This is a genomic window from Micromonospora sp. B11E3 (genome assembly GCF_039871625.1).
Classification (GTDB): Bacteria; Actinomycetota; Actinomycetes; order Mycobacteriales; family Micromonosporaceae; genus Micromonospora.
This window is the reverse complement of sequence record NZ_JBDPMC010000015.1, coordinates 1-22082: the sequence shown is the minus strand read 5'-3', so window position 1 is coordinate 22082 and position 22082 is coordinate 1. Positions and strand designations below refer to the sequence as shown.

Sequence of the window (22082 nt, the reverse complement as noted above, 5' to 3'; positions counted from 1 at the left end):
TCCCGCGGTTCGCGACTGCGGGGCTCGCAAACCCGGCTCACTCCTCGCGCTTCAGGCTGCGGGCCGCCACGAGCGCGGCGGCGAGTCGCACCGGGTCGCGGCTGCTGACCACCCAGAACGGGGTCGGGTCCGCGGGATCGTCCAGCACGACCTGCACCGCGCCGGGAATCCACGGCCGCTGCACCACGAAGGCCAGCGGGTCGGCCCCGACGCCGAGCACCTCACGCCGGCCGGCCGCGTCCAGCGGGACCGCGTCGGCGACGAACCGCAGCGGCAGCCGGGCATCGTCCACCCGCAGCTCACCGTCGGCCACGGCGACGCGGATCCGGCCGAGCCACCACAGGGCGGCCACGGTCGCCGGCAGCAGCACCGCGAACGGCAGCCAGGCGCGGACGCCGTCCGCGCCCATCCACAGCTCCAGGGCGAGGAAGCCGCCGAGGGCCACGCCGGCCAGCCACAGCCACCACGGCAGGCTGAGCCGCTCGGAGTACGCGGTGGTCGCCCCCGGGACGGGCGGCGCCGGGGGCGGCGGGGAGGACGACGGGCTCACCCGTGTCAGGGTACGGCGCACGACGGGCGGCGGACCCGGCAGGATGACAGGGTCACCCCGCGAACCGGACGGAAGAGGGAGACCGTGACCGACGTACCCGTGCCCGTACGACAACTCGACCCGGAGCTGCCGCTGCCCGCGTACGCCCATCCCGGCGACGCCGGGGCGGACCTGGTGGCCGCCGCGGACGTGGAGCTGCCGCCCGGCGGCCGGGCCCTGGTCCCGACCGGCGTGGCGATCGCCCTCCCCGAGGGGTACGTGGGCCTGGTGCATCCCCGTTCGGGCCTGGCGGCCAGGCTCGGCGTGACGGTGCTCAACGCGCCCGGTACGGTCGACGCCGGCTACCGGGGTGAGATCCTGGTCAACCTGATCAACCATGATCGGACGACATCGGCGAAGATCACCCGTGGCGATCGGATCGCCCAGCTCGTTGTCCAGCGGGTGGAGCGGGTCGATTTCCAGCCGGTGGCCGAGCTGCCGCCGTCCCGGCGGGGTGTCGGCGGGCACGGCTCGACCGGCGGCCACGCCGGGCTCGTCCCGCCGCCGGCGGAGCGGGCGAGCGGGCAGCCGGAAGAGGTGGCAGGGTGAGTGCGAACAGCGGAGGGTGGGCGCAGTGATCTTCTCCCGAAAGCGGGCCGGTGACGGGCGGCAGGCCAGCGACGAGCGGGCCGCCGAGGCGGTCGTCGGGCACGGCACCGACGAGCCGGCGGGGCCGGCGCGTGGCCCGTACGACGTCTCCGAGGCCCCGGCGGGGGTGCAACGGCTCGACCTGGGCAGCCTGCAGATCCCGGCGGTGCCCGACGTGGAGGTGCGGGTGCAGGCCGACCCGCAGGGCGTGATCCAGCAGGTCGTGCTGGTGCACGGCCAGAGCGCGCTGCAGCTCGGCGTCTTCGCCGCGCCGCGTTCCGAGGGCATCTGGGACGAGGTGCGCGAGGAGATCCGCCAGTCGCTGTTCAACGACGGCGCGGCGGCGCAGGAGCGCCAGGGCGAGTACGGCCCGGAGCTGCATGCCCGGGTGCGCACCCCGGACGGCGTGACCGACCTGCGCTTCGTGGGCATCGACGGGCCGCGGTGGATGGTCCGCGGCGTCTACCAGGGCGAGGCTGCCGCCGACCCGACTGCCGCGGGGCCGCTGGCCCAGGTGCTGGACGGGCTGGTCGTCGACCGCGGCCAGGAGGCGAAGCCGGTGCGCGAGCCGCTGCCGCTGCGGCTGCCCCGCGAGGTCGCCGAGCAGGCCGGCCCCGCCGATGAGGGCGCCCCGGCCGCCCCGGGCCCGATCCAGGCCTGAGCCGTACCGACCCGGCCCCGGCCCGTCGGCGCCCACGCCGGCGCGGCCGGTCCCCGGGTCGCGCAGGCGGGCTGGCGCCGCCGTGTCGGCGACATGGCGGTGTCCGAGGCTCGGGATGCCGCCATGTCGGCGACATGGAGTGGACCAACCCGCCCGGGATGTCCCGGCCGCCCGGGGCGGCGTCGAGCTGGCACCTGGCGCGGCCGGCGTGCGGCCGGCCCCGTGCCACCCGGCGCTCGGCGTACGCTGGCGGCACGGTCCCGACACGCCGGGGCCGCACGGTGCCGGCGCGGCCGGCCAGCCCAGGAGAGGGTGACGCGGAGGTCATGACGACCGACGAGGGCCGCAGGGTGTCGCTGCGGCGGCTCCTGCACCGGCTCACCGCGAGCGAGGCCGAGATCGAGGCGCAGGAACTGCGCCGGGAGAGCGCGGAGTCCGGCGGGATGCCGGCCCGGCAGTGCACGCGCGGTCAGGTGGTCTCGGTGACCGGCCGGCTGCGTACCGTGGTCTACACTCCCAGGACCAACCTGCCCACCCTGGAGGCCGACCTGTACGACGGCAGCGACGTGGTGACGCTGGTCTGGCTCGGGCGGCGGCACATCGCCGGGATCGAGCCGGGGCGGCATCTGACCGCCCGGGGGCGGATGGCGGTGCGGGACGACCGCAAGGTCATCTACAACCCGTACTACGAGCTGGAGTCGCCGAAGTGACGGCGCGGGCGCCGCGGACGGGAGACGTGCGATGACCACCGGACAGGACCGGGCGACGGAGCCGGAGACCGGCCCCGGGGAGGAACGCCTGCCGACGCTCGCCGAGCAGATGGCCGAGCAGTTGGGCGGCTGGCGCGGCCTGGTCGAGTCGAGCGTCCCGGTGTTCGTCTTCGTGGTCGCCAACATCATCGGCGAGCTGCGCCCCGCGATCATCGCCTCGGTGGCCACGGCGCTGCTCATCGCCGGCCTGCGGTTGGCGCAGCGCCGGCCGGTCCGGCACGCGGTCAACGGCCTGTTCGGCATCGCCATCGGCGCGTTCATCGCGCTGCGCACCGGCGAGGAACGGGACTTCTACCTCCCCGGCATCCTGTACGGCATCGGCTACGGCCTGGTGCTGCTGCTCTCCGCGGTGATCCGGCAGCCCCTGGTCGGCTGGCTGTGGTCGGTGCTGGTGGCCAAGGGCCGCGCGGACTGGCGCGACGACCCCCGGCTGGTGCGCACCTTCACCCAGCTCACCGTGCTGTGGGGCGTGGTGTGGCTGGCCAAGGTCGGCGTGCAGGCCGCGCTCTGGTACGCCCATCAGGACACCGCGCTGGGCATCGCCCGCCTGGCCCTCGGCTACCCGCCGTACGCGCTGCTGCTGCTGATCACGGTGTGGACGGTGCGCCGGGTCACCCGCGAGACGCGGGCGGCCGAGCCGCTGCCCGGCGGCTGACCCCGCCCGGCCGGTCCCGGCCCCGCCGCCGGGCACGGCGCTCACCTCCCGCCGCGGGTCCGTTCCACGCTGTCCGCGCCGAGGACCACCGCGCGGACCTCGTCCTCCACCTCGGCGGTGCAGACGAAGACCAGCTCGTCCCCCGCCTCGATCGGATCGTCCGGGCTGGGCACCAGCACCCGCTTGCCGCGCAGGATCGCCACCAGGGCGGCGTCCCGGGGCAGCGGCACGGCGTGGATCGGCTGCCCGACGTACGGGGCGGTGGGCGGCAGGGTGATCTCGACGAGGTTCGCCTCGCCCTGTCGGAACGTCATCAGCCGGACCAGGTCGCCGACCGTCACCGCCTCCTCGACCAGGGCCGCCATCACCCGCGGCTTGCTCACCGCGACGTCGACGCCCCACTGCTCGGTGAACAGCCACTCGTTCTCGGCCCGGTTCACCCGGGCCACCACCCGGGGCACCGCGAACTCGGTCTTGGCCAGCAGCGACACCACCAGGTTGACCTTGTCGTCCCCGGTCGCGGCGACGACCACGTCGCAGCCGGCGAGGTTGGCCTCCTCCAGGCTGGCCAGCTCGCAGGCGTCCGCGAGCACCCAGTCGGCGGCGGGCACCCGGTCCGGCCGGAGCATCTTGGGCTGGCGCTCGATGAGCATCACCTGGTGGCCGTTGTCGATCAGCTCCTGGGCGATCGAGCGGCCCACGTTGCCGGCGCCGGCGATGGCGATCCGCATCTCTAGTGCGCTCCTTCCGGCGGGCTTCCGGCCGCCGACGTGACCGACGCCATGATGTCGTCGGTGACCAGCATGAAGACCTGGTCGCCCTCCTGCACGACGCTGGACCCGGTGGGCAGCGTGCCGATGCCGAAGCGGGTGAGATACGCCACCCGCGCCCCGGCCGCCTCCTCCAGCGCCCGCAGCGGACGCCCGATCCAGTCCTTGTGCACCGGCACCTCGACGATCGAGACCGTGCTGGTCGGGTCCCGGAAGATCTCCACGTTGCCCTCCGGGACCAGGTGCCGCAGCATCCGGTCGGCGGTCCACCGCACGGTGGCCACCGTCGGGATGCCCAGCCGCTCGTAGACCTGCGCCCGGCGCTGGTCGTAGATCCGGGCGGCCACCCGGGAGACGCCGAACGTCTCGCGGGCCAGCCGGGCGGAGATGATGTTGGAGTTGTCGCCGCTGGAGACCGCGGCGAAGGCGTCCGCCCGCTCGATGCCGGCCTGCCGCAGCACCTCGCCGTCGAAGCCGGCCCCGGTCACGGTGACGCCGGCGAAGTCCGGGCTGAGCCGGCGGAAGGCGTCGGCGTCCTGGTCGATCACCGCCACCGAGTGGCCCCGGGACTCCAGGCTCTGGGCGAGGGTCGAACCGACCCGGCCGCAGCCCATGATCACGACATGCACGGTGTCCCTCCCAAGGTGCGCGCACCCGCTGCACTGCGAGCCTGCCACGTTCCGCGGGTCAGCGGGGGACGACGGTACCGCGCCCGGTTCCGCGCCCGTGATCGGCCACCCCGGCACCGGCGCTGCCGTGGCCGTACCCTTAGCGCTTGTGGCCAGTCCCACCTCGCTGCTGAAGCGGCTTCTGCTCGGTCGACCGTTCCGGTCCGACCGGCTCCAGCACACCCTCCTGCCGAAGCGCATCGCCCTGCCCGTCTTCGCCTCCGACGCGCTGTCCAGCGTCGCGTACGCCCCGGACGAGATCCTGCTGACGCTGTCCATCGCGGGCGCGTCGGCGTTCCTGTTCTCGCCGTGGATCGCCCTGACCGTGGTCGTGGTGATGCTCACGGTGGTCGCCAGCTACCGGCAGAACGTGCACGCCTACCCCTCCGGCGGCGGCGACTACGAGGTGGCCACGGTCAACCTGGGCCCCCGGGCGGGCGTCGCGGTGGCCAGCGCCCTGCTGGTCGACTACGTGCTCACCGTGGCGGTCTCGGTCTCCTCCGGGGTGGCCAACCTGGGCTCCGTGGTGCCGTTCGTGGCCACCCACAAGGTGCTCATCGCGGTCGTCGCGGTGGTGCTGCTCACCGCGATCAACCTGCGCGGCCTGCGCGAGTCCGGCACCGCGTTCGCCATCCCGACGTACGGCTTCGTCATCGTCATGGGCGGGATGCTGCTCACCGGCCTGGTCCGGATCTTCGTCCTCGGCCACGACCTGCACGCCCCGAGCGCCGGCCTGGAGATCCAGGCCGAGCACAGCGTCACCGGGTTCGCCCTGGTCTTCCTGCTGCTGCGCACGTTCTCCTCCGGCTGCGCGGCGCTCACCGGCGTGGAGGCGATCTCCAACGGGGTGCCGGCGTTCAAGGCGCCGAAGAGCCGCAACGCGGCCACCACCCTGCTGCTGCTCGGCGCCATCGCGGTGTCCATGCTGGTCGGGATCATCCTGCTGGCCCAGGCCACCGGCCTGCAGTTCGTGGAGGACCCGAGGACCCAGATCGTCTCCGGCCCCGCCGGGTACGTGCAGAAGACCGTCACCACCCAGCTCGGCGAGACGGTCTTCGGCTCCGGGTCGGTGCTGCTGTACGTCGTCGCCGGGATGACCGCGTTGATCCTCTTCCTGGCCGCCAACACCGCGTTCAACGGCTTCCCGGTGCTCGGCTCGATCCTCGCCCAGGACCGCTACCTGCCCCGGCAGCTGCACACCCGGGGCGACCGGCTGGCGTTCTCCAACGGCATCGTGTTCCTCGCCGTCTTCGCGGTGGTGCTGATCGTCGGCTTCCAGGCCGAGGTGACCCGGCTGATCCAGCTGTACATCGTCGGCGTCTTCGTCTCGTTCACCCTCTCCCAGGCCGGCATGATCCGGCACTGGAACCGGCACCTGCGCACCGAACGCGACCCGGAGGCCCGCCGCCGGATGCACCGGTCGCGGGCCATCAACGGCTTCGGCATGGCGCTCACCGGCACGGTGCTGGTGATCGTCCTGATCACCAAGTTCCTGCTCGGCGCGTGGATCGCCATCGCGGCGATGGCCGTGATCTACCTGCTGATGCTGGCCATCCGCCGGCACTACGACCGGGTCGCCGCCGAGCTGGAACCGACCGAGGTCCGGGGCGTGCTGCCGGCCCGCAACCACGCCGTCGTGCTGGTCAGCAAGCTGCACCAGCCGACCCTGCGCGCCATCGCGTACGCCCGGGCCACCCGGCCGGACACCCTGACCGCGGTGACGGTCAACGTCGACGAGAAGGACACCCGCGCCCTCCAGGACGACTGGGAACGGCGGGAACTGCCGGTGCCGCTGACCGTGATCGACTCGCCGTACCGGGAGATCACCCGGCCGATCATCGAGTTCGTGGCCAACATCCGCCGGGAGTCGCCGCGCGACGTGGTCACCGTCTTCATCCCCGAGTACGTCGTCGGCCGCTGGTGGGAGAACCTGCTGCACAACCAGAGCGCGCTGCGGCTGAAGGGGCGGCTGCTGTTCGAGCCGGGTGTGATGGTGACCAGCGTGCCGTGGCAGCTCGCCTCGACGGCCGGCAAGGACCTGAGCCGGCTGGACGCGACGCTGAGCCGGGGACCGGCCCGCGGCCCCCGGGTCGCCCCGCGCAGCACCCTGCCGCCGCAGGTGCCGCCGATCGACTCCGCCCCGCGCCGCCGCGAGGGCGGCCCGACCGACGGTGGCCGGCCGTGACGCCCCCGGTCGGTCGCCGGCCGAGGCTCCCCGCCCGGGGCCGGCCGGCGAACCCCGCCCCGGACCGGCTGGCGGATCCTGTCCAGGGCCGGCTGGCGAACCCCGCCCCGGACCGGCTGGCGGATCCTGTCCAGGGCCGGCCGGCGTCGCCGGCGGGCGACGAGCGGCGCGGCCTGGAGGAGGCCGAGCGGGTCGAGCTGACCGTGGACGCGGTCGCCCCCGGCGGGCACTGCGTCGCCCGGGTAGACGGCCAGGTCGTCTTCGTCCGGCACGCGCTGCCCGGCGAGCGGGTGGTGGCCGAGGTGACCGAGGTGCACCGGGGGTTCGTCCGGGCCGACGCGGTCACGGTGCTCGACGCCGCGCCGCAGCGGGTCGAGCCGCCCTGCCCGTACGCGAAGCCGGGCCGCTGCGGCGGCTGCGACCTGCAACACGTCGCCCCCGAAGCCCAGCTGGACTGGAAGGCGGCGGTGGTCCGCGAGCAGCTCACCCGGCTCGCCGGGCTCACCGAGGCGGAGGTCGACCGGCTCGGGGTCCGGGTCGCGGCGCTGCCCGGCGGGCGGCTGGGCTGGCGGTCCCGGGTCCGCTACGCCGTCGACGCCACCGGCCGGGCCGGCCTGCTCAAGCACCGCTCGCACGAGGTGGTGCCGATCGACCGCTGCCTGATCGCCCACCCCGCGATCCAGGAACTGCCGGTGCTTCCCCCGAGCGGGGCCCGCTGGCCCGACGCGGACGCGGTCGAGACCGTCGCCTCCACCGGCGGGGACGTCACCGTGGCCGCGCTCGCCGAGGGGGTGCCGACCGTGGTCAGCGGGCCGGCCGCCGTACGCGAGGTGGCCGCCGGCCGCCGGTGGACGGTGCCCGCGTCCGGCTTCTGGCAGGTGCACCCCGCCGCGGCGGACACCCTGGTCGACGCGGTGCTCGACCTGCTCGACCCGAGGCCGGGCGAGTCGGCGTGGGACCTCTACGGCGGGGCGGGGCTGTTCGCCGCCGCGCTCGCCGGCCGGGTCGGCCCGGACGCCCGGATCACCCTGGTCGAGTCCGCCGAGCACGGCGTGGCCGCCGCCCGGGACAACCTGCGGGACCTGCTGCGGGTCGAGGTGGTGGCGGGCCGGGTGGAGACCGCGCTGGCGCGCCGCCGCGTGACCGGACCCGTCGACCTGGTGGTGCTGGACCCGCCGCGCACCGGGGCGGGCGCCCGGGTGGTGCGCGACCTGGTCGCCGCCGGCCCGCGCGCCGTGGCGTACGTGGCGTGCGACCCGGCGGCCTTCGCCCGGGACGTCCGGACGTTCGCCGGTGCCGGGTGGCGGCTCGCGGCGCTGCGCGGCTTCGACCTGTTCCCGATGACCCAGCACGTCGAGTTGGTCGGCCTGCTGCTGCCGCCGGCCGCCGAAGGATGAACGCATGCGGATCGTGGGGTTGATGTCGGGGACGTCGTACGACGGGGTGGACGTCGTGGCGGCGGAGTTCGCCGTCGAGGGGGAGACGCTGCGGCTGCGGCCGCTCGGCTTCGCCGGCCTGGACTACGACGAGGAGCTGCGGACGCAGATCGGGGCGGTGCTGCCGCCCAACCCCACCAGCATCGAGGCGGTCTGCCGGCTGGACAACCGGCTCGGGGAGGTGTTCGCCGAGGCGGCGGCGCGCGGCGTCGCGCTGGCCGGAGGCCGGGTCGACGCGGTCGTCTCGCCCGGCCAGACGGTGTTCCACTGGGTCTCCGGCGGGCGGGCACGGGGCACCCTCCAGCTCGGCGCGCCGGCCCGGGTGGCGGCGCGGGTGGGCGTACCGGTGCTGTCGGACCTGCGCTCGGCCGACGTGGCGGCCGGCGGGCAGGGCGCGCCGCTGGTCCCGGCGTTCGACGCGCTGCTGCTGCGGGCGGAGTCCGGGCCGCCGCGGGCGGCGCTCAACCTGGGCGGCATCGCCAACCTCACCGTGGTCGCGCCCGGCGCCCCCGTCCTCGGGTACGACGTGGGCCCGGCCAACGCGCTGCTCGACGCGGCAGCCCGTCGCTTCCTGGGCCGCCCCTGCGACCTCGACGGGGCCCGCGCGGCGGCCGGTCGGGTCCACCCCGCCCTGCTGGAGCTGCTGCTCGCCGAGCCGTACTACGCCGCGGCGCCGCCGAAGTCGACCGGCAAGGAGCTGTTCCACGCCGGCTACCTGGACGGGAAGCTCGCGGCGCTCGGCGCCCCCGTCGACCCCGACGACGTGCTGGCCACGCTCACCGAGCTGACCGCCCGGACGGTCGCCGCCGAGTGCGACCGGCACGGGGTCGCCGAGGTGGTCGCCGCGGGCGGCGGGGTGCGCAATCCCACCCTGCTGCGGCGGCTGGCCGCCCTCGGCGACGGGCGGTGGCGGCTGCGCGCCAGCGACGAGCTGGGCGTGCCCACCCAGGCCAGGGAGGCGTACGCGTTCGCCCTGCTCGGGTGGCTGTCCTGGCACGGCCTGCCGGGGGCGATCCCGTCGGTGACCGGGGCCCGGGAGGCCACCGTGCTCGGCTCGTGGACGCCGGCCGGACCGGCCCGGTCCGCCCCGCCGGCGACCCCGCCCCGGCGGCTGGTCATAGCCGCGTGACTGTCCGCCCGATCAGGCGGCGGGAGTCCACGGCCAGGCTGCGGGGTGCCGGGCGGCCGATAGACTCTTCGGTCATGAGTGTTGAAGAGGACACGGCCAACCACGGTCGGCTGCTGGCCACGGTGCGCGGTCCGCAGGACGTGAAGAGAATGTCCGGGGAACAACTGGACATCCTCGCCGCCGAGATCCGCGACTTCCTGATCGCCAAGGTCTCCCGCACCGGCGGGCACGTCGGCCCGAACCTGGGCGTGGTCGAGCTTACGCTGGCGATGCACCGGGTCTTCGAGTCGCCGCGGGACCGCATCCTGTTCGACACCGGGCACCAGGCGTACGTGCACAAGATCATCACTGGGCGGCAGGCCGGCTTCGACCGGCTGCGCCAGCGCGGCGGCCTCTCCGGCTACCCGAGCCAGGCCGAGAGCGAGCACGACGTCATCGAGAACTCGCACGCCTCCACCGCCCTGTCCTACGCCGACGGCCTGGCCAAGGCGTACGCGCTGCGGGGCGAGCAGCGCAGCGTGGTCGCCGTCGTCGGTGACGGCGCGTTGACCGGCGGCATGTGCTGGGAGGCGCTGAACAACATCGCCACCGCCGGCAACCCCCTCGTGATCGTGGTCAACGACAACGGCCGGTCGTACGCCCCGACCATCGGCGGCCTCGCCGACCACCTCTCGGCGCTGCGGCTCAACCCCGGCTACGAGAAGGTGCTGGACACCGTCAAGGAGGCCCTCGGCTCGACCCCGCTGGTTGGCAGGCCGATGTACGAGGTGCTGCACGCGGTCAAGAAGGGCATCAAGGACGCCGTCGCCCCGCAGGCGATGTTCGAGGACCTGGGCATCAAGTACGTCGGCCCGGTCGACGGCCACGACGTCCCCGCCGTCGAGTCGGCGCTGCGCGCGGCCAAGAACTTCGGCGGCCCGGTGATCGTGCACGCCGTCACCCGCAAGGGCTACGGCTACCGCCCGGCCGAGGAGGACGAGGCGGACTGCTTCCACGGCCCCGGCGCCTTCGACATCGTCACCGGCAAGGCGACCGCCGCCCCGTCGGTGAAGTGGACCCACGTCTTCGCCGACGAGCTGGTCGCGATCGCCGACGAGCGGCCCGACGTGGTGGGTATCACCGCCGCGATGGCGGAGCCGACCGGCATCGCGAAGCTGGCCCGCAAGTACCCCAACCGGGTGTACGACGTCGGCATCGCCGAGCAGCACGCCGCCACCTCGGCGGCCGGCCTGGCGCTCGGCGGCCTGCACCCGGTCGTGGCGGTCTACGCGACGTTCCTCAACCGGGCCTTCGACCAGGTCCTGCTGGACGTGGCGATGCACCGGCTGCCGGTGACGTTCGTGCTGGACCGGGCCGGCATCACCGGCCCGGACGGGCCGAGCCACTACGGCATGTGGGACATGTCCGTGTTCGGTGTGGTGCCCGGCCTGCGCATCGCCGCGCCCCGCGACGCCGCGAGCCTCCGCGAGGAGCTGCGCGAGGCGGTGGCCGTGGACGACGGCCCGACCATCGTCCGGTTCCCGACCGGCAGCGTCGCCGCCGACCTGCCGGCCGTGCGCCGGGTCGGCACGGTCGACGTGCTGGCCGAGTCGACGCGTACCGACGTGCTGCTGGTCGCGGTCGGCGCGTTCGGCCAGCTCGGCATGGAGGTCGCCGCCCGGGTCGCCGAGCAGGGCTACGGCGTGACGGTGGTCGACCCGCGCTGGGTCCGTCCGATCCCGGCCGAGCTGGTCGAGCTGGCCGCGGAGCACCGCCTCGTCGTCACGGTCGAGGACGGCGTACGCGTCGGCGGGGTCGGCGACGCCCTCGCCCAGGCCATGCGGGACGCCGACGTCCGCGTGCCGCTGCGCGACCTGGGCGTGCCGGCCGACTGGCACCCGCACGGCACCCGCGCGCAGATCCTCGCCGACCTGCGCCTCACCGCCCAGGACGTCGCCCGCGACGTCACCGGGTGGATCTCCGGCCTGGACGCCCAGCCGGTCGAGCCGGTCCACCTCCGCGCGGCCGACGCGAACTGAGAGGCACCCCCCTTCTCGACGCCAGGCGTCGAGAAGGGGCCTCTTCCCACTCGCCCGCGCAGGCGGGCAGACGGGGCGGGCAGACGGGGCGGGTGGGCGAGGCGGGGCGGTCGAGGCCCATGTCGCCGACATGGCGGGATCCAGCGCTCGGGGAGGGCCCCATGTCGCCGCCATGGCGGGATCCAGCCGTTCGGGATGGGCGCATGTCGCCGACTTGGCGGAGGCCAGCCGCTTGGGGAGGGCCCCCATGTCGCCGACATGGCGGGGTCCGGCCGCTCGGGATGGCCCCATGTCGCCGACATGGGGCCCAGCCCAGCCCAGCCCAGCCCAGCCCGGCCGCGCCGCGCCCAGCCGCGCGGGGTGTGGCGTGTGACGTGTGACGGTGTGACGGCGCTGGTCAGCGGCCGCCGACGGACCGGTAGTAGGTCTTCTCCGCCCCGGCCAGGCTGAACGTGGCCTTGCTCGTCGGCTGCGGCACCACCACCAGCCCGGGCCGGTCCACCAGCAGCGGCGTGCCCGGCGGGACCGACAGCGAGCTGTACCGGTTGGACCGCCAGTTCAGCACCACCAACGGCTGGCCCGGCACCGGCAGCGTGTACGCCTGCAGCGGGTTGGCCCGGTCGGCCGGTGAGACCACCGGCGGGCCGTCGTCGGCCGGCCGGTAGACCACCGCCGTCATGGTGCCGGCGTCGGTCTCCCAGCTCAGCTGCTCCAGGTCGGCCGGGTCGCCGCCGCCCAGCGCCACCTCGCCGAGCGCCCGCACGCTCAGCTTGGCCATCGGCCAGGACTCGGGCACCGAGCGGGGCGCGTCGCTGTCGCCGATCCGGCGGGGGATGCTGCCGAACGGCCCCCGCTCGTCGGCCAGCACGCACGTGTCCAGGCCGTCCAGGGCCCGCCGGCCCGAGCCCGTCTCGTCCCGGACCAGCGGATAGCGGGGGTCGCTGGTGGCCGTACCGAGGTCCAGCAGGCGGTCCGCGGCCCGGCCGCGCGGCAGCGACCGGGTGGCCCGCAGCGTCGCGGTCAGCGGCACGGCCCGGCAGGCCGGCACGTCCACCGGGTCGGTCAGCCCGTCCCGGCTGACCAGCGCCCGGCCCTTGGGGCCGAGCAGCCGCTCGACCCGCTCCGAGAGCAGGTAGCGCCGCCCGCGGTCGGTCTGCACGGGCAGCACGTCGGAGTAGACGAGGTAGCCGGGGTCGGTGTACTCGACGGCCCGCCGGACCACGTACCGGTCCCCCTCGCGGGTCAGTTGCAGCAGCCAGGACGCGCTCTCGCCGGGCACGTCGGCGGCGACCAGGGCCAGCGGGGCGCCGTCGACCTCCCCCGACCAGAGGATCCCGGACGAGGACAGGTGGGCCCGGTCGTCGGCCGGGGAGCGCCAGGCCCGCACGGCCTCGGTGACCGCCGCCGTCGCGGCCGCGTCGCCGGCCAGCCCGCCCCGCGCCGGCCACACCCGCAGCGACCCGTCCAGGCTGTCGTAGCCGACGGGCAGGACGTCCGACTTCCGGTCGGCGACCGGACCGCAGCCCGTCGCGGCCAGCAGCAGGGTGAGCAGTGCGGTGGCCGTTCTGCCGCGCCGGCGGACTGAAGCCACCTGATCCGCCCCCGATCGCGTCGCCCGGTCATGTTTCGGTCCTACATGGTACGAGACGGCCGGGCGACGCCGGCTGGCGCCTCGGCCGCGCCCGCGAGCTGCGGCGCGACCGGCCCGGCCGGTCGCGCCGGGCCGCCTCGGGGCCAGGCCACATAGGACAGCCCGGTGGTTTTCCGGCCAATGTCCGGCTCCGGTAGACTCCGCCGACTGTGACCCATGCCGAGCCCCGTGGAGACTCCCTGCCGGTTCCCGACGCTCCCGTGGGCCCCGCCGCCGGCCCCGCGGCTCCGGCCGCCACCGCGCTCGCCGAGCCTCCGGACCTGCTGCCCGCGCCCGTGACCACGGCCGAGCCCCTGTCCGCCGTCGCGCCCGCATCCGTCGTGGAGGCCCCGGCCGAGGTCGGCTCCGACGGCACGGCGTCCCCCGTCGCGGCCCCGGCCAGGCGGTGGCGGTGGACGAGCCGGCGCCGCGACCTCGCCGTCTACGGAGTGTTCCTGCTCGCCGCGCTCTGGGTGACCAGCCAGATCTGGGTCGACCCGGCCGGCCGGGTCGCGTCGCTGTACAGCAGCGACCCCGCCCAGGTGCAGTTCTTCCTCGCCCACTCGGTGCGGGTGGTGCTGCACGGGGAGTTCCCGTTCTACACCGACCAGTTCAACTACCCGGACGGGGTCAACCTGATGGCCAACACGGCCATCCTGGCGCTCGGCATCCCGATGGTGCCGGTGACCCTCCTGTTCGGACCGGCCGTGTCGTTCGTGGTGCTGGTCACGCTCGGCCTCGCCGGGACCGCCGCCGCCTGGTACCGGATGCTCTCCCGGCACGTGGTACGCACCCCGCTGGCCGCCGCCGTCGGCGGCTGGCTCTGCGGGTTCTCGCCGGCGATGCTCTCGCACGCCAACTGGCACCCGAACATCATCTCGCAGTTCCTGCTGCCGTTCATCGTCTGGCGGGTGCTGGTGATCACCCGGTCCCGGCGGCCCGTCCGCGACGGCGCGCTGCTGGCCCTGATGGTGACCGCCCAGGCGTTCATCAACGAGGAGATCCTGCTCTTCACCGCGCTGGCCTGCGGGGTCTTCCTGACCGCCATGCTGGTGCAGCGGCCGGCGCTGTGGTCGACGGCGTGGCGACCGGTGGGCGTCGCGGTGGGGGTCTGCGCCGTGCTGGCCGGGGCGCTGCTGGCGTACCCGCTGTACGTCCAGTTCGCCGGGCCGATGGCGTACCACGGGCTCAGCGACGCGGTCCGCGACTACGGCAACGACATCGCGGCGTTCTTCGCCCCCGGCTCGCCCACGCTGGGCGGCAACCAGCGGGCCAACGTCAACCTGGCCCCGAACTACTCGGAGGAGAACGCCTTCCTCGGCTGGACCCTCGCGACGCTGGCGGTCGGCATCGTGCTGTGGCTGCGCCGGGAGCCGCTGGTCCGGGCGATCGCGGCGACCGGGGTGTTCTTCGCGGTACTCTCCCTGGGCGAGCGGGTCTCCTGGTGGGACCGGGAGCTGTTCACCGGCCCGTGGGATTGGCTGGTCCGGCTGCCGCTGCTCGACGCCGTGGTGCCGACCCGGTTCGGCATGATCACCACGGTGGTGGTCGGCGTGCTGCTGGCGCTGGCCGTCGACCGGATCTGGTCGCTGCGCCCGGCCGACACGCGCACCGTGCGTACCCTCGCGGTCGGCGCCCTGGTCGCGGCCCTGCTGCCGATCGCGCCGATGCCGCTGAACGTCACCTCGCGCCCGCCGGTGCCGACCTTCATCACCGCCGACCGGTGGCGCGAGTACGTCGGGCCGGACCAGACCCTGGTGCCGATCCCGGTGCCGAGCATGGGCAACACGCACGGGATGCGGTGGGCGGCGTCCACCAACCTCGACTTCAAGATTCCCGGCGGCTACTTCCTCGCCCCGCGCAACGGCAACACCGGCGACCCGGGCCGGTTCGGCGGCCGGCCCAGCGGGCTCGGCAAGCTGCTGGAGGAGGTGTCCGCCACCGGCCGGACCCCGCAGCTCGACGACCGTCAGCGCCGCCGGTCCCTGGACGAGCTGCGGCACTGGCGCGCCGCCATCCTGGTGCTCCCGGTACGCCAGCACAACGCCGAGCCGCTGCGGCGTACGGTCGAGCAGCTCGTCGGCCCCGGGCGCCGGGAGCTGGACGTCTGGGTCTGGGACGTCCGGACGCTGAGCGGCCCCTCCGCCTGACGGCCACTCCGGCGCGGCCTTCCGCCTGGCGGCCGCTCCGGCCCGGGCCCGGTGCCGCGCCGACTACGGCGGTCGAGAAGGAGCCCCTGCTCACAGGGGCCCCTTCCTCGCACCGTCAGCCGACGAGGGGACGGACGTCCCACAGCCAGACGTCGTCGACCCGCTGGGCCGGGCCGAGCAGGGCGGTCATCAGCTCGCGCAGGACCGCCTCCCGGGGGTGCGCCCCGAGCACCACCACCGACGCCCGCCAGTAGCGCAGGTCGGCCACCGCCTGCCGGCGGTTCTCCTCCGTCACCGCCGGGAGCGTGCCGGAGTCCATGGTGGCGTAGATCAGCGTGCTGGTGGGCCGGTTCGGCGCGCCGAAGGTGCCCTCGCCGAGCTCGTTGGGGCCGATGAAGTAGCCGCCGGGGATCGGGAACTCGTGCCCCGTCAGGGCGCTCCAGCGCAGGGTGGGCAGGCCGTGCACGTTGCTGGGGATCGGCACCGGCACCAGCGTCCGGCCCTCCGGCACGTACGGCCGCCAGCCGCCGGAGGTGATGAACCGCGGCGGCGGGTCGATCTGCTGGGCCGGCAGCGGCCGGGGGACCAGCGGCAGCACGGCGAGCGCGAGGGCCGCGTACCCGACGGGGCGCAGCCAGCGGCGGCCGGACCAGGCGGCGCCGGCCGACGCGGCCGGGGCGGCTGACGTGGCCGAGGCCGAGTCGGCGGCGGCGCGGGGGGCCGGCACCCGTGGCGCGGTGGGGCGGCCGGAGCGGGCCAGCGCGTCCCAGGCCAGGGCGAGCAGCACGCCGACGGCGGCGGCCGTCACCAGGGCCAGCCGGGTGGGCATCATCATCTCGACCAGCGGCAGGTCGTCCGGGATGTAGGACCACGGCCCGTCGACGTCGGTCTCCACCCCGTCGAAGCGCACCACCGGGCCGATCGCGGCGACGGTGAAGACCGCGACCAGCACGGCCACGATCCGGGCGGCCAGCGACCGGCGGACCAGCAGTACCAGGGCGACCAGGGCGACCAGCACCAGCGGCCAGCCGAACCAGGTGTTCTGCTCGGTCAGCCCGATGGTCTTCTCCACCGCCTCGTCGCCGGCGATCGTGTCCCGGGGGAACGTCACGAACGCCACCAGGTCCTCGCCCCAGCTGTGGAACACCCCGCCCTGCAGGCCGCGGTAGGACTGCGGGCCGTTGAACTGGAACCAGATCGGGTACGCCGTGAGCAGCAGGGTGAGCCCGCCGCCGAGCCCGAGCGCGGCCAGGAAGCCCCGGGCGCGGGCCCAGGCCGCCCGCGGCCGCTGCGCCGCGTACGCCAGCACGACCACCAGGCAGGCCAGCGCCGTGAGCAGCAGCATCTCCTCGTTGATGAAGACCTGGTACGCCACCAGCAGCCCCAGCACCACCCCGTCGCGCCGCCAGCTGCGCCCCGGCGCGCCGAGCCCCAGCACCCGCGCCACGATCACCGGCAGCAGGTAGTTCGAGACGAAGTTGGGCTGCCCGTTGGCGTGGTGCACGATGCCGGGCGCGAAGCCCAGGAACGCCCCGCCGAGGAACGCCGCCGCGCGCGAGCGCACCAGGTGCCGGGAGAGCATCCAGTACGACGTGCCGGCGGTCGCGGCCAGCGCCCCGCCCAGGTAGAGGGCGTACGTCACCTGTGGTCCGAACAGGAGGGTCACCGGCGCGAGCGGGATCGTGGCCCCGAGCATCGACGTGTTCGCCATCATGTTCACCCCGTCGGGGGCGTTCTGGCGGGTGGTGAACAGCGGGTTCTCCAGGTGCAGCACCGAGTACGCGCCGTGTGAGAAGAGCCACTCGAACCAGCTGTGGTCGGTCGGCAGGTGCGACGACACCCGGTGCTGGACGTCCCCCCAGTAGTTCAGGCACACCAGGACGCCGAGGAGCACATAGGCTCCGATGGCCAGAACGTCGGCGCGGGCCGGTCGGCGTCGGGGCCGCCGCGGAGCGGGCGCCGCGTCGGGTCCGGCCGGCGCGGCCGGCGCCGCCATGGGCGCGGGATCGGAGTTCAGCGAGGGTTCATCCACCGGCAAAGCCACGACGCGCCATCGTACAGGCGGGCGCGCGTGGACCCGGCCGGGCCGGTGAGCCCCCGCCGCCGTCCGGCCGGCCGCCCGTCCACCGGTTGGGGGAGGAGGAACGCCGGTGACCCTCATCGACCTCGGCGAGCTGCGCGGGGACGCCGAGCCGGAGCCGCCGGCCCGGCCGCCCCGCGCGGTGGGGCGCCCGCTGCGGGTGGCCCTGGCCGGCGCGCTCGTGCTGCTCACCCTGGGCGCGTCCGCCGCGGTCGTGCGGCCGGTGTCAGCGCCGCTTCCCGGCCGGTTCGGGGCCGTCGAGGTCTTCGTGGCCCCCGACCGGGTGTACGTGGCGGAGCCGGTGGACCCGCAGCCGGGCGGGCGCGAGGTGACCGCCTACGCGACGCCCACCCGCGGCGGGGAGCCACTGCGGCCGCTGTGGCGCGTCTCCCTGCCCGGCGCGGGCGGGCTGTTCGGGCTGACCGAGCGCGACGGGGTGGTATTCGTCAACGTGGACCTGGACACGGACCACCCGCAGACGATCCTCGTGGACGCGAAGACCGGCGGCCGGCTGTCGCGGCATCCCGGGTCCGGCGCGCCCACGGTCGGTGGCGGGCTGCTCCTCGTCGGCAACACCACGCTCGGGGCACCCGGCCTGCAGGCCGTGGACCTGGCGTCCGGGCGGGTCCGGTGGTCGCTGCCGGCGTCGCTGGTCACGTTCAACTACCACCGCCGGGGCGAACTGGTCGACCGGGTGGTGGTGACCTCCGACCTGATTCCCGGAGCCGACTGGGACGGGCGGATCGAGGTGCGGGACGTCGTGTCCGGGGCGGTGCTGGCCGCCCGGGACCTCAAGGGCCGGGAGCGGCCGACGTACCGGCAGGTCAACCTCTCCGGGGACCTGGTGCTGGTGACCGAGGGGGAGCCCGGTGGGGGCGCCGTGGTCACGGCGTACGGGCTGGACGCGCTGGACCGGCGCTGGGAGCTGCGGCTGGCGGAGTTCGGGCAGGCCCAGCGGTGCGGTGCCCTGCTCTGCCTCTCCGCTCCCCGGCGGGGGGAGGTGTCGGCGGTCGACCCGGCGACGGGGCGGACCCGGTGGACCAACCCGCGCTGGGCCTGGTTCGTGCTGGCGCGGGGGGACCGGCTCCTGGTCGGCGCCGTCGACCGGCGACCGGCGGGCGGCGGGTTCGCCGTGCTGGACGCGGCGACCGGGCGCCAGCTCGCCGAGTTGGGCCGCTGGGAGCTGGCCTACTCCCGCGACCCGGACGCGCCGCTGTTCGGCGTCCGGCGCACGCGGGAGGGCGACCTGCTCGTCGCGGAGCTGGACCTGGCCCGGGCGGAGGCCCGGGTGCTCGACGTGCTGCCGGACGCGACCGGGGAGTGCACCGTCGCGGGGCGCAGCGCGGTCTGCCGCCGCGTCGGCGGGGCGTTCGGCTGGTGGCGGCTGGCCCGGTGAGCCCGGCCGCCCCGGCTACCAGTTGGGCTGGGCCGGCGGCGGGGGCAGCGGCACGCCGGGCGGCCGGATCACGTACACGATCCCGCCGCTGCCGCCCTGCCACGCCGCCTCGAACCGGTGCCGGTCCACGGTCCGGCGGACCCCGGCGTCGTCCGGGGCGTACGGGTCGTTGAGCACCGGGTCGCCGTCGGCGGTGAACCCGACCAGCACCATCAGGTGACCCCGGGTGTCGTAGTCCAGCCCCGGCACCTCGCCCCGGCGGAACGCGGCGGAGAGCACGAGCGGCACCCCGGCGGCCACGAACGCCCCCGCCTCGGCCAGCGACCGCAGCCGGGTGACGTACGCGTCCACCCCGTGCCCGGCCGCGTACGCGGTGTTGAACGCCCAGTTGCCCGCCCCGCCGTACGCGGGGTCGTAGCAGTGCCGGGCGGCGTGCGTCACCGCCGGCCGGGGGCCGGGGGGCGACACCCAGGCGTACCGGTCGGGGGTGGGACCCGCGCCCCAGAAGTCCAGCACCATGGCGACGCTGGTGGGGCTGCACCAGGAGTCCCCGCCGCCGCCCCACCGGCGCTCCGGCCCGCCGTGCAGCCGCTGCGAGTACCGGGGCACGTCCAGCACCCGGCCCCAGCCGGCCCGGTCCCCGTCGGCGGCGCGGTGCCCGTCGGGCGGGGCCGGCGGCCGGGGGCCGGAGGCCACCGCCCCGAGGACGCGCAGCGCCGGGGTGGCGTCGGTGCCGACCGGCCGGAGCAGGGTCACCCGGGCCTGCCAGCCGGTGACGGTGGCGCCGGTGACGACGAGGGTGTCCGCGTCGACGCGGGCGTCCGCGTCGGCCTGCCCCGGGACGGAGGTGCGGCCGAACGGCTCGTCGTCGGCCGCCCAACGGCCCAGCTCGTACCAGCGGGTGGCCGGGGCGTCGCCGTGCCAGCCGCGCAGCTCGACCAGGATCCCGCAGCCGTCCGGGGTGTCCGCGGCCCAGGAGGGGACCACCTGGTCGACCGGGAAGCCGGTGCGGACGGGCGGGGCGGTCCAGGTCGCCACGTCGTACGCGCGGGTGGCGTCGCCGGGGTGGGACAGCCGGCCGGTCGGGGCGCTCAGGACGAGCCCGCCCGTGCCCGCGCCCGCCCCGGCGGACTCGCCGGCCGCGAGGTCGGTCGGCAGGCGGAAGCGCGCGTAGGTGACGTCCCGTTCCGTGGTCGGCGCCGGCCCGGTCATCGCCGCTCCCTCCGCTGCACATCAGCGCCGCGAAGCATCCCGTACCTGAAGGTTTTCTGCAACGCCGGGCCGACCGGCCGTGACCGCGGCCCGGCCGGTGGGACGCTGGTTTGGCGGGCGGCACTAGGTTGTCGGGGAGTCCGCGGCGAGGAGGTCTGGTATGCGGGTACTGGTGGTCGAGGACGAGCGCAACCTCGCCGACGCGATCGCGCGGGGGCTGCGCAAGCGCGGCATGGCGGTCGACGTCGCGTACGACGGGGACACCGGCCACGAGATGGCCTTCGTCACCCGGTACGACGTGGTGGTGCTCGACCGGGACCTGCCCGGCATGCACGGCGACCAGATCTGCGCCGAGCTGGCCGCCTCCGGCACCCTGACCCGGGTGCTCATGCTCACCGCCAGCGGCACGGTCGCCGACCGGGTCGAGGGGTTGCAGCTCGGCGCGGACGACTACCTGCCCAAGCCGTTCGCGTTCGACGAACTGGTGGCCCGGGTGCAGGCGCTGGGCCGGCGGGCCACCCCGGCCGCCCCGCCGGTGCTCGCCGTGGCCGACCTGGTGCTGGACCCGGCCCGGCGGGTGGTCACCCGCGGCGGCGCGCCGGTCGACCTGACCAACAAGGAGTTCGGGGTGCTCTGCGAGCTGCTGAAGGCGCGCGGGGCGGTGGTCTCCAGCGAGGAGCTGCTGGAGCGGGTCTGGGACGCGAACACCGACCCGTTCACCACCATCGTCCGCGTCACCGTGATGACGTTACGCAAGAAGCTCGGCGACCCGCCGCTGATCGAGACGGTCGTCGGGGCCGGCTACCGCACCGCCGAGGAAACCCGATGAGTGCGAAGCTGCGGCCCACGCTGCGGCTGCGGCTCACCCTGCTCAACGGGATCCTGCTGGTGGGCGCCGGGGCGATCCTGGTGCTGCTCGCCTGGCTGCTGGTGCGCGACGCGCTGCGCCCCACCGACGAGCTGCTGCCCGGCACCACCGTGCTGCTGGCCGACGGCCGCTCCCTGGACGCCGCGACCTGGCAGCGGCAGCTCGTCGACGCGGCCTCCCGGGAGCTGCTGGCCAAGGGTCTCGTGGCGCTGCTGGCGATCAGCGTCGTCGGCGTGGCCGGCGCGTACGCGGTGGCCGGGCGGGCGCTGCGCCCCCTGCACCAGGTCACCGCCACCGCGCAGCGGCTCGGCGAGGCCACCCTCGACCAGCGGATCGGCTGGTCCGGGGCGGACGACGAGGTCGCCGAGCTGGCGAAGACGTTCGACGCGATGCTGGACCGGATCACGGCCGCGTTCGAGGCGCAGAGGCGGTTCGTCGCCAACGCCTCGCACGAGCTGCGTACCCCGCTGGCGGTGATGCGTACCGAGATCGACGTGACGCTGAGCGACGACGAGGCGGACGCCGCCGAGTACCGCCGGATGGCCACCGTGGTCCGGGACGCCTCCGAGCGGGCCAACAGCCTGGTCGACGCGCTGCTGGTGCTCGCCCGCAGCGAGGCCCAGGCGGGCCGGCGGCTGGGCCGGCGCACCGAGTGTGACCTCGCGACCGGCACCGCCAACGCCCTGTCCGCGATGCGCCGGGAGGTGGAGCGGATCGGGCTGCGGGTGCAGACCGCGCTGGCGCCGGCCCCGGTGGTCGGCGACCCCGGCCTGCTCGACCGGCTGGCCGGCAACCTGATCGAGAACGCCGTCCGCTACAACCACCTCCAGGGCCGGATCTGGGTGCGTACCGGGTCGGACGGCCGCTCGTCCTGGCTGGTGGTCGGCAACACCGGGTTCGAGGTCAACCAGGCGGACGTGCCGGGGCTGTTCGAGCCGTTCCGGCGGGGTGGGCAGGAGCGCACCGGCGCCCGGGGATCGGGGCTCGGGCTGTCCATCGTCCGGGCGGTCTGCGACGCCCACGGCGGCACCGTACGGGTGGTGGCCCAGCCCGGGGGCGGCCTGGAGGTCACGGTGACCCTGCCCGCCGCCGACGGCGCGCCGACCGTGACCGGCGCGGTCCCGGGCGGCGGGCGCGGCGGGGCGGACCGCTAGGGCGTGTCTCGTGGATCTTCGGGGCGGGTTTTGGTAGATAGATTGGCGTGTCTCGACGGCATGAGCTGACCGATGACGAGTGGGCGCTTCTGGCGCCGTTGCTGCCAGCGGATCCGCCGCGTG

18 protein-coding genes are annotated in these 22082 nt (G+C 75.3%); 12 read left to right on the top strand and 6 right to left on the bottom strand.

What is annotated here, in order from left to right:
* Positions 1-37: 37 nt before the first annotated feature.
* A complete protein-coding gene (locus ABGB16_RS10770) occupies positions 38-550 on the bottom strand; it encodes a DUF3093 domain-containing protein (protein ID WP_347667850.1) in 513 nt (170 codons plus the stop codon).
* Between the two features lie 84 nt (positions 551-634).
* Between ABGB16_RS10770 and dut the strand changes: the two genes are divergently transcribed.
* The 4 genes from dut (at position 635) to ABGB16_RS10750 (ending at position 3263) form a co-directional block, all read left to right on the top strand.
* A complete protein-coding gene (dut, locus tag ABGB16_RS10765) occupies positions 635-1138 on the top strand; it encodes a dUTP diphosphatase (RefSeq protein ID WP_347667849.1) in 504 nt (167 codons plus the stop codon).
* Between the two features lie 25 nt (positions 1139-1163).
* Positions 1164-1838: a DUF3710 domain-containing protein gene (locus tag ABGB16_RS10760; RefSeq protein ID WP_347667848.1), complete on the top strand. Its 675-nt coding sequence runs from the start codon at positions 1164-1166 to the stop codon at positions 1836-1838.
* A 326-nt stretch (positions 1839-2164) separates the two neighbouring features.
* Positions 2165-2548 carry an OB-fold nucleic acid binding domain-containing protein gene (locus tag ABGB16_RS10755; RefSeq protein ID WP_347667847.1) on the top strand — a complete coding sequence of 128 codons (384 nt, stop codon included), beginning with the start codon at positions 2165-2167 and terminating at the stop codon, positions 2546-2548.
* Between the two features lie 31 nt (positions 2549-2579).
* A complete protein-coding gene (locus ABGB16_RS10750; protein WP_347667846.1) occupies positions 2580-3263 on the top strand; it encodes a DUF3159 domain-containing protein in 684 nt (227 codons plus the stop codon).
* Positions 3264-3304: 41 nt separating this feature from the next.
* Here the strand turns inward: ABGB16_RS10750 and ABGB16_RS10745 are convergent, their stop codons facing one another.
* Together ABGB16_RS10745 and ABGB16_RS10740 are read right to left on the bottom strand one after the other, a co-directional pair.
* Complete coding sequence (locus tag ABGB16_RS10745) at positions 3305-3994, bottom strand: TrkA family potassium uptake protein (protein WP_347667845.1); 690 nt, start codon at positions 3992-3994, stop codon at positions 3305-3307.
* A gap of 2 nt (positions 3995-3996) precedes the next feature.
* Positions 3997-4662, bottom strand: a complete 666-nt coding sequence (locus ABGB16_RS10740; protein WP_347667844.1) for a TrkA family potassium uptake protein — start codon at positions 4660-4662, stop codon at positions 3997-3999.
* 148 nt (positions 4663-4810) lie between these two features.
* Between ABGB16_RS10740 and ABGB16_RS10735 the strand changes: the two genes are divergently transcribed.
* The 4 genes from ABGB16_RS10735 to dxs all read left to right on the top strand — a co-directional run bounded on the left by ABGB16_RS10735 (position 4811) and on the right by dxs (position 11469).
* Positions 4811-6886 (top strand): APC family permease, encoded by a 2076-nt coding sequence (locus tag ABGB16_RS10735; RefSeq protein WP_347667843.1) that lies wholly within the window; start codon positions 4811-4813, stop codon positions 6884-6886.
* Between the two features lie 173 nt (positions 6887-7059).
* Positions 7060-8283, top strand: coding sequence for a TRAM domain-containing protein (locus tag ABGB16_RS10730; RefSeq protein ID WP_347667924.1), 1224 nt, complete (start codon positions 7060-7062; stop codon positions 8281-8283).
* Between the two features lie 4 nt (positions 8284-8287).
* Positions 8288-9451 carry an anhydro-N-acetylmuramic acid kinase gene (locus ABGB16_RS10725; protein WP_347667842.1) on the top strand — a complete coding sequence of 388 codons (1164 nt, stop codon included), beginning with the start codon at positions 8288-8290 and terminating at the stop codon, positions 9449-9451.
* A 74-nt stretch (positions 9452-9525) separates the two neighbouring features.
* Positions 9526-11469: a 1-deoxy-D-xylulose-5-phosphate synthase gene (dxs, locus tag ABGB16_RS10720; protein ID WP_347667841.1), complete on the top strand. Its 1944-nt coding sequence runs from the start codon at positions 9526-9528 to the stop codon at positions 11467-11469.
* 397 nt (positions 11470-11866) lie between these two features.
* Here dxs and ABGB16_RS10715 read toward each other — a convergent pair whose 3' ends face one another.
* A complete protein-coding gene (locus ABGB16_RS10715) occupies positions 11867-13060 on the bottom strand; it encodes a hypothetical protein (protein WP_347667840.1) in 1194 nt (397 codons plus the stop codon).
* A gap of 380 nt (positions 13061-13440) precedes the next feature.
* Here ABGB16_RS10715 and ABGB16_RS10710 point away from each other — a divergent pair, with 380 nt between their 5' ends.
* The gene (locus ABGB16_RS10710; RefSeq protein ID WP_347667923.1) at positions 13441-15249 is read left to right on the top strand and encodes a hypothetical protein; all 1809 of its coding nucleotides are present in this window, start codon (positions 13441-13443) and stop codon (positions 15247-15249) included.
* A 115-nt stretch (positions 15250-15364) separates the two neighbouring features.
* Here the strand turns inward: ABGB16_RS10710 and ABGB16_RS10705 are convergent, their stop codons facing one another.
* Entirely contained in the window at positions 15365-17245 is a 1881-nt protein-coding gene (locus ABGB16_RS10705) for a hypothetical protein (protein WP_347667922.1), read from the bottom strand.
* 154 nt (positions 17246-17399) lie between these two features.
* Here ABGB16_RS10705 and ABGB16_RS10700 point away from each other — a divergent pair, with 154 nt between their 5' ends.
* Positions 17400-18725, top strand: a complete 1326-nt coding sequence (locus ABGB16_RS10700) for a PQQ-binding-like beta-propeller repeat protein (protein WP_347667839.1) — start codon at positions 17400-17402, stop codon at positions 18723-18725.
* Positions 18726-18740: 15 nt separating this feature from the next.
* Here the strand turns inward: ABGB16_RS10700 and ABGB16_RS10695 are convergent, their stop codons facing one another.
* Positions 18741-19937 (bottom strand): C39 family peptidase, encoded by a 1197-nt coding sequence (locus tag ABGB16_RS10695; protein WP_347667838.1) that lies wholly within the window; start codon positions 19935-19937, stop codon positions 18741-18743.
* Between the two features lie 160 nt (positions 19938-20097).
* Between ABGB16_RS10695 and ABGB16_RS10690 the strand changes: the two genes are divergently transcribed.
* The gene (locus ABGB16_RS10690; protein WP_347667837.1) at positions 20098-20766 is read left to right on the top strand and encodes a response regulator transcription factor; all 669 of its coding nucleotides are present in this window, start codon (positions 20098-20100) and stop codon (positions 20764-20766) included.
* A complete protein-coding gene (locus ABGB16_RS10685) occupies positions 20763-21959 on the top strand; it encodes a HAMP domain-containing sensor histidine kinase (protein ID WP_347667836.1) in 1197 nt (398 codons plus the stop codon). Before ABGB16_RS10690 ends, ABGB16_RS10685 begins: the two co-directional genes overlap by 4 nt.
* Positions 21960-22082 lie beyond the last annotated feature (123 nt).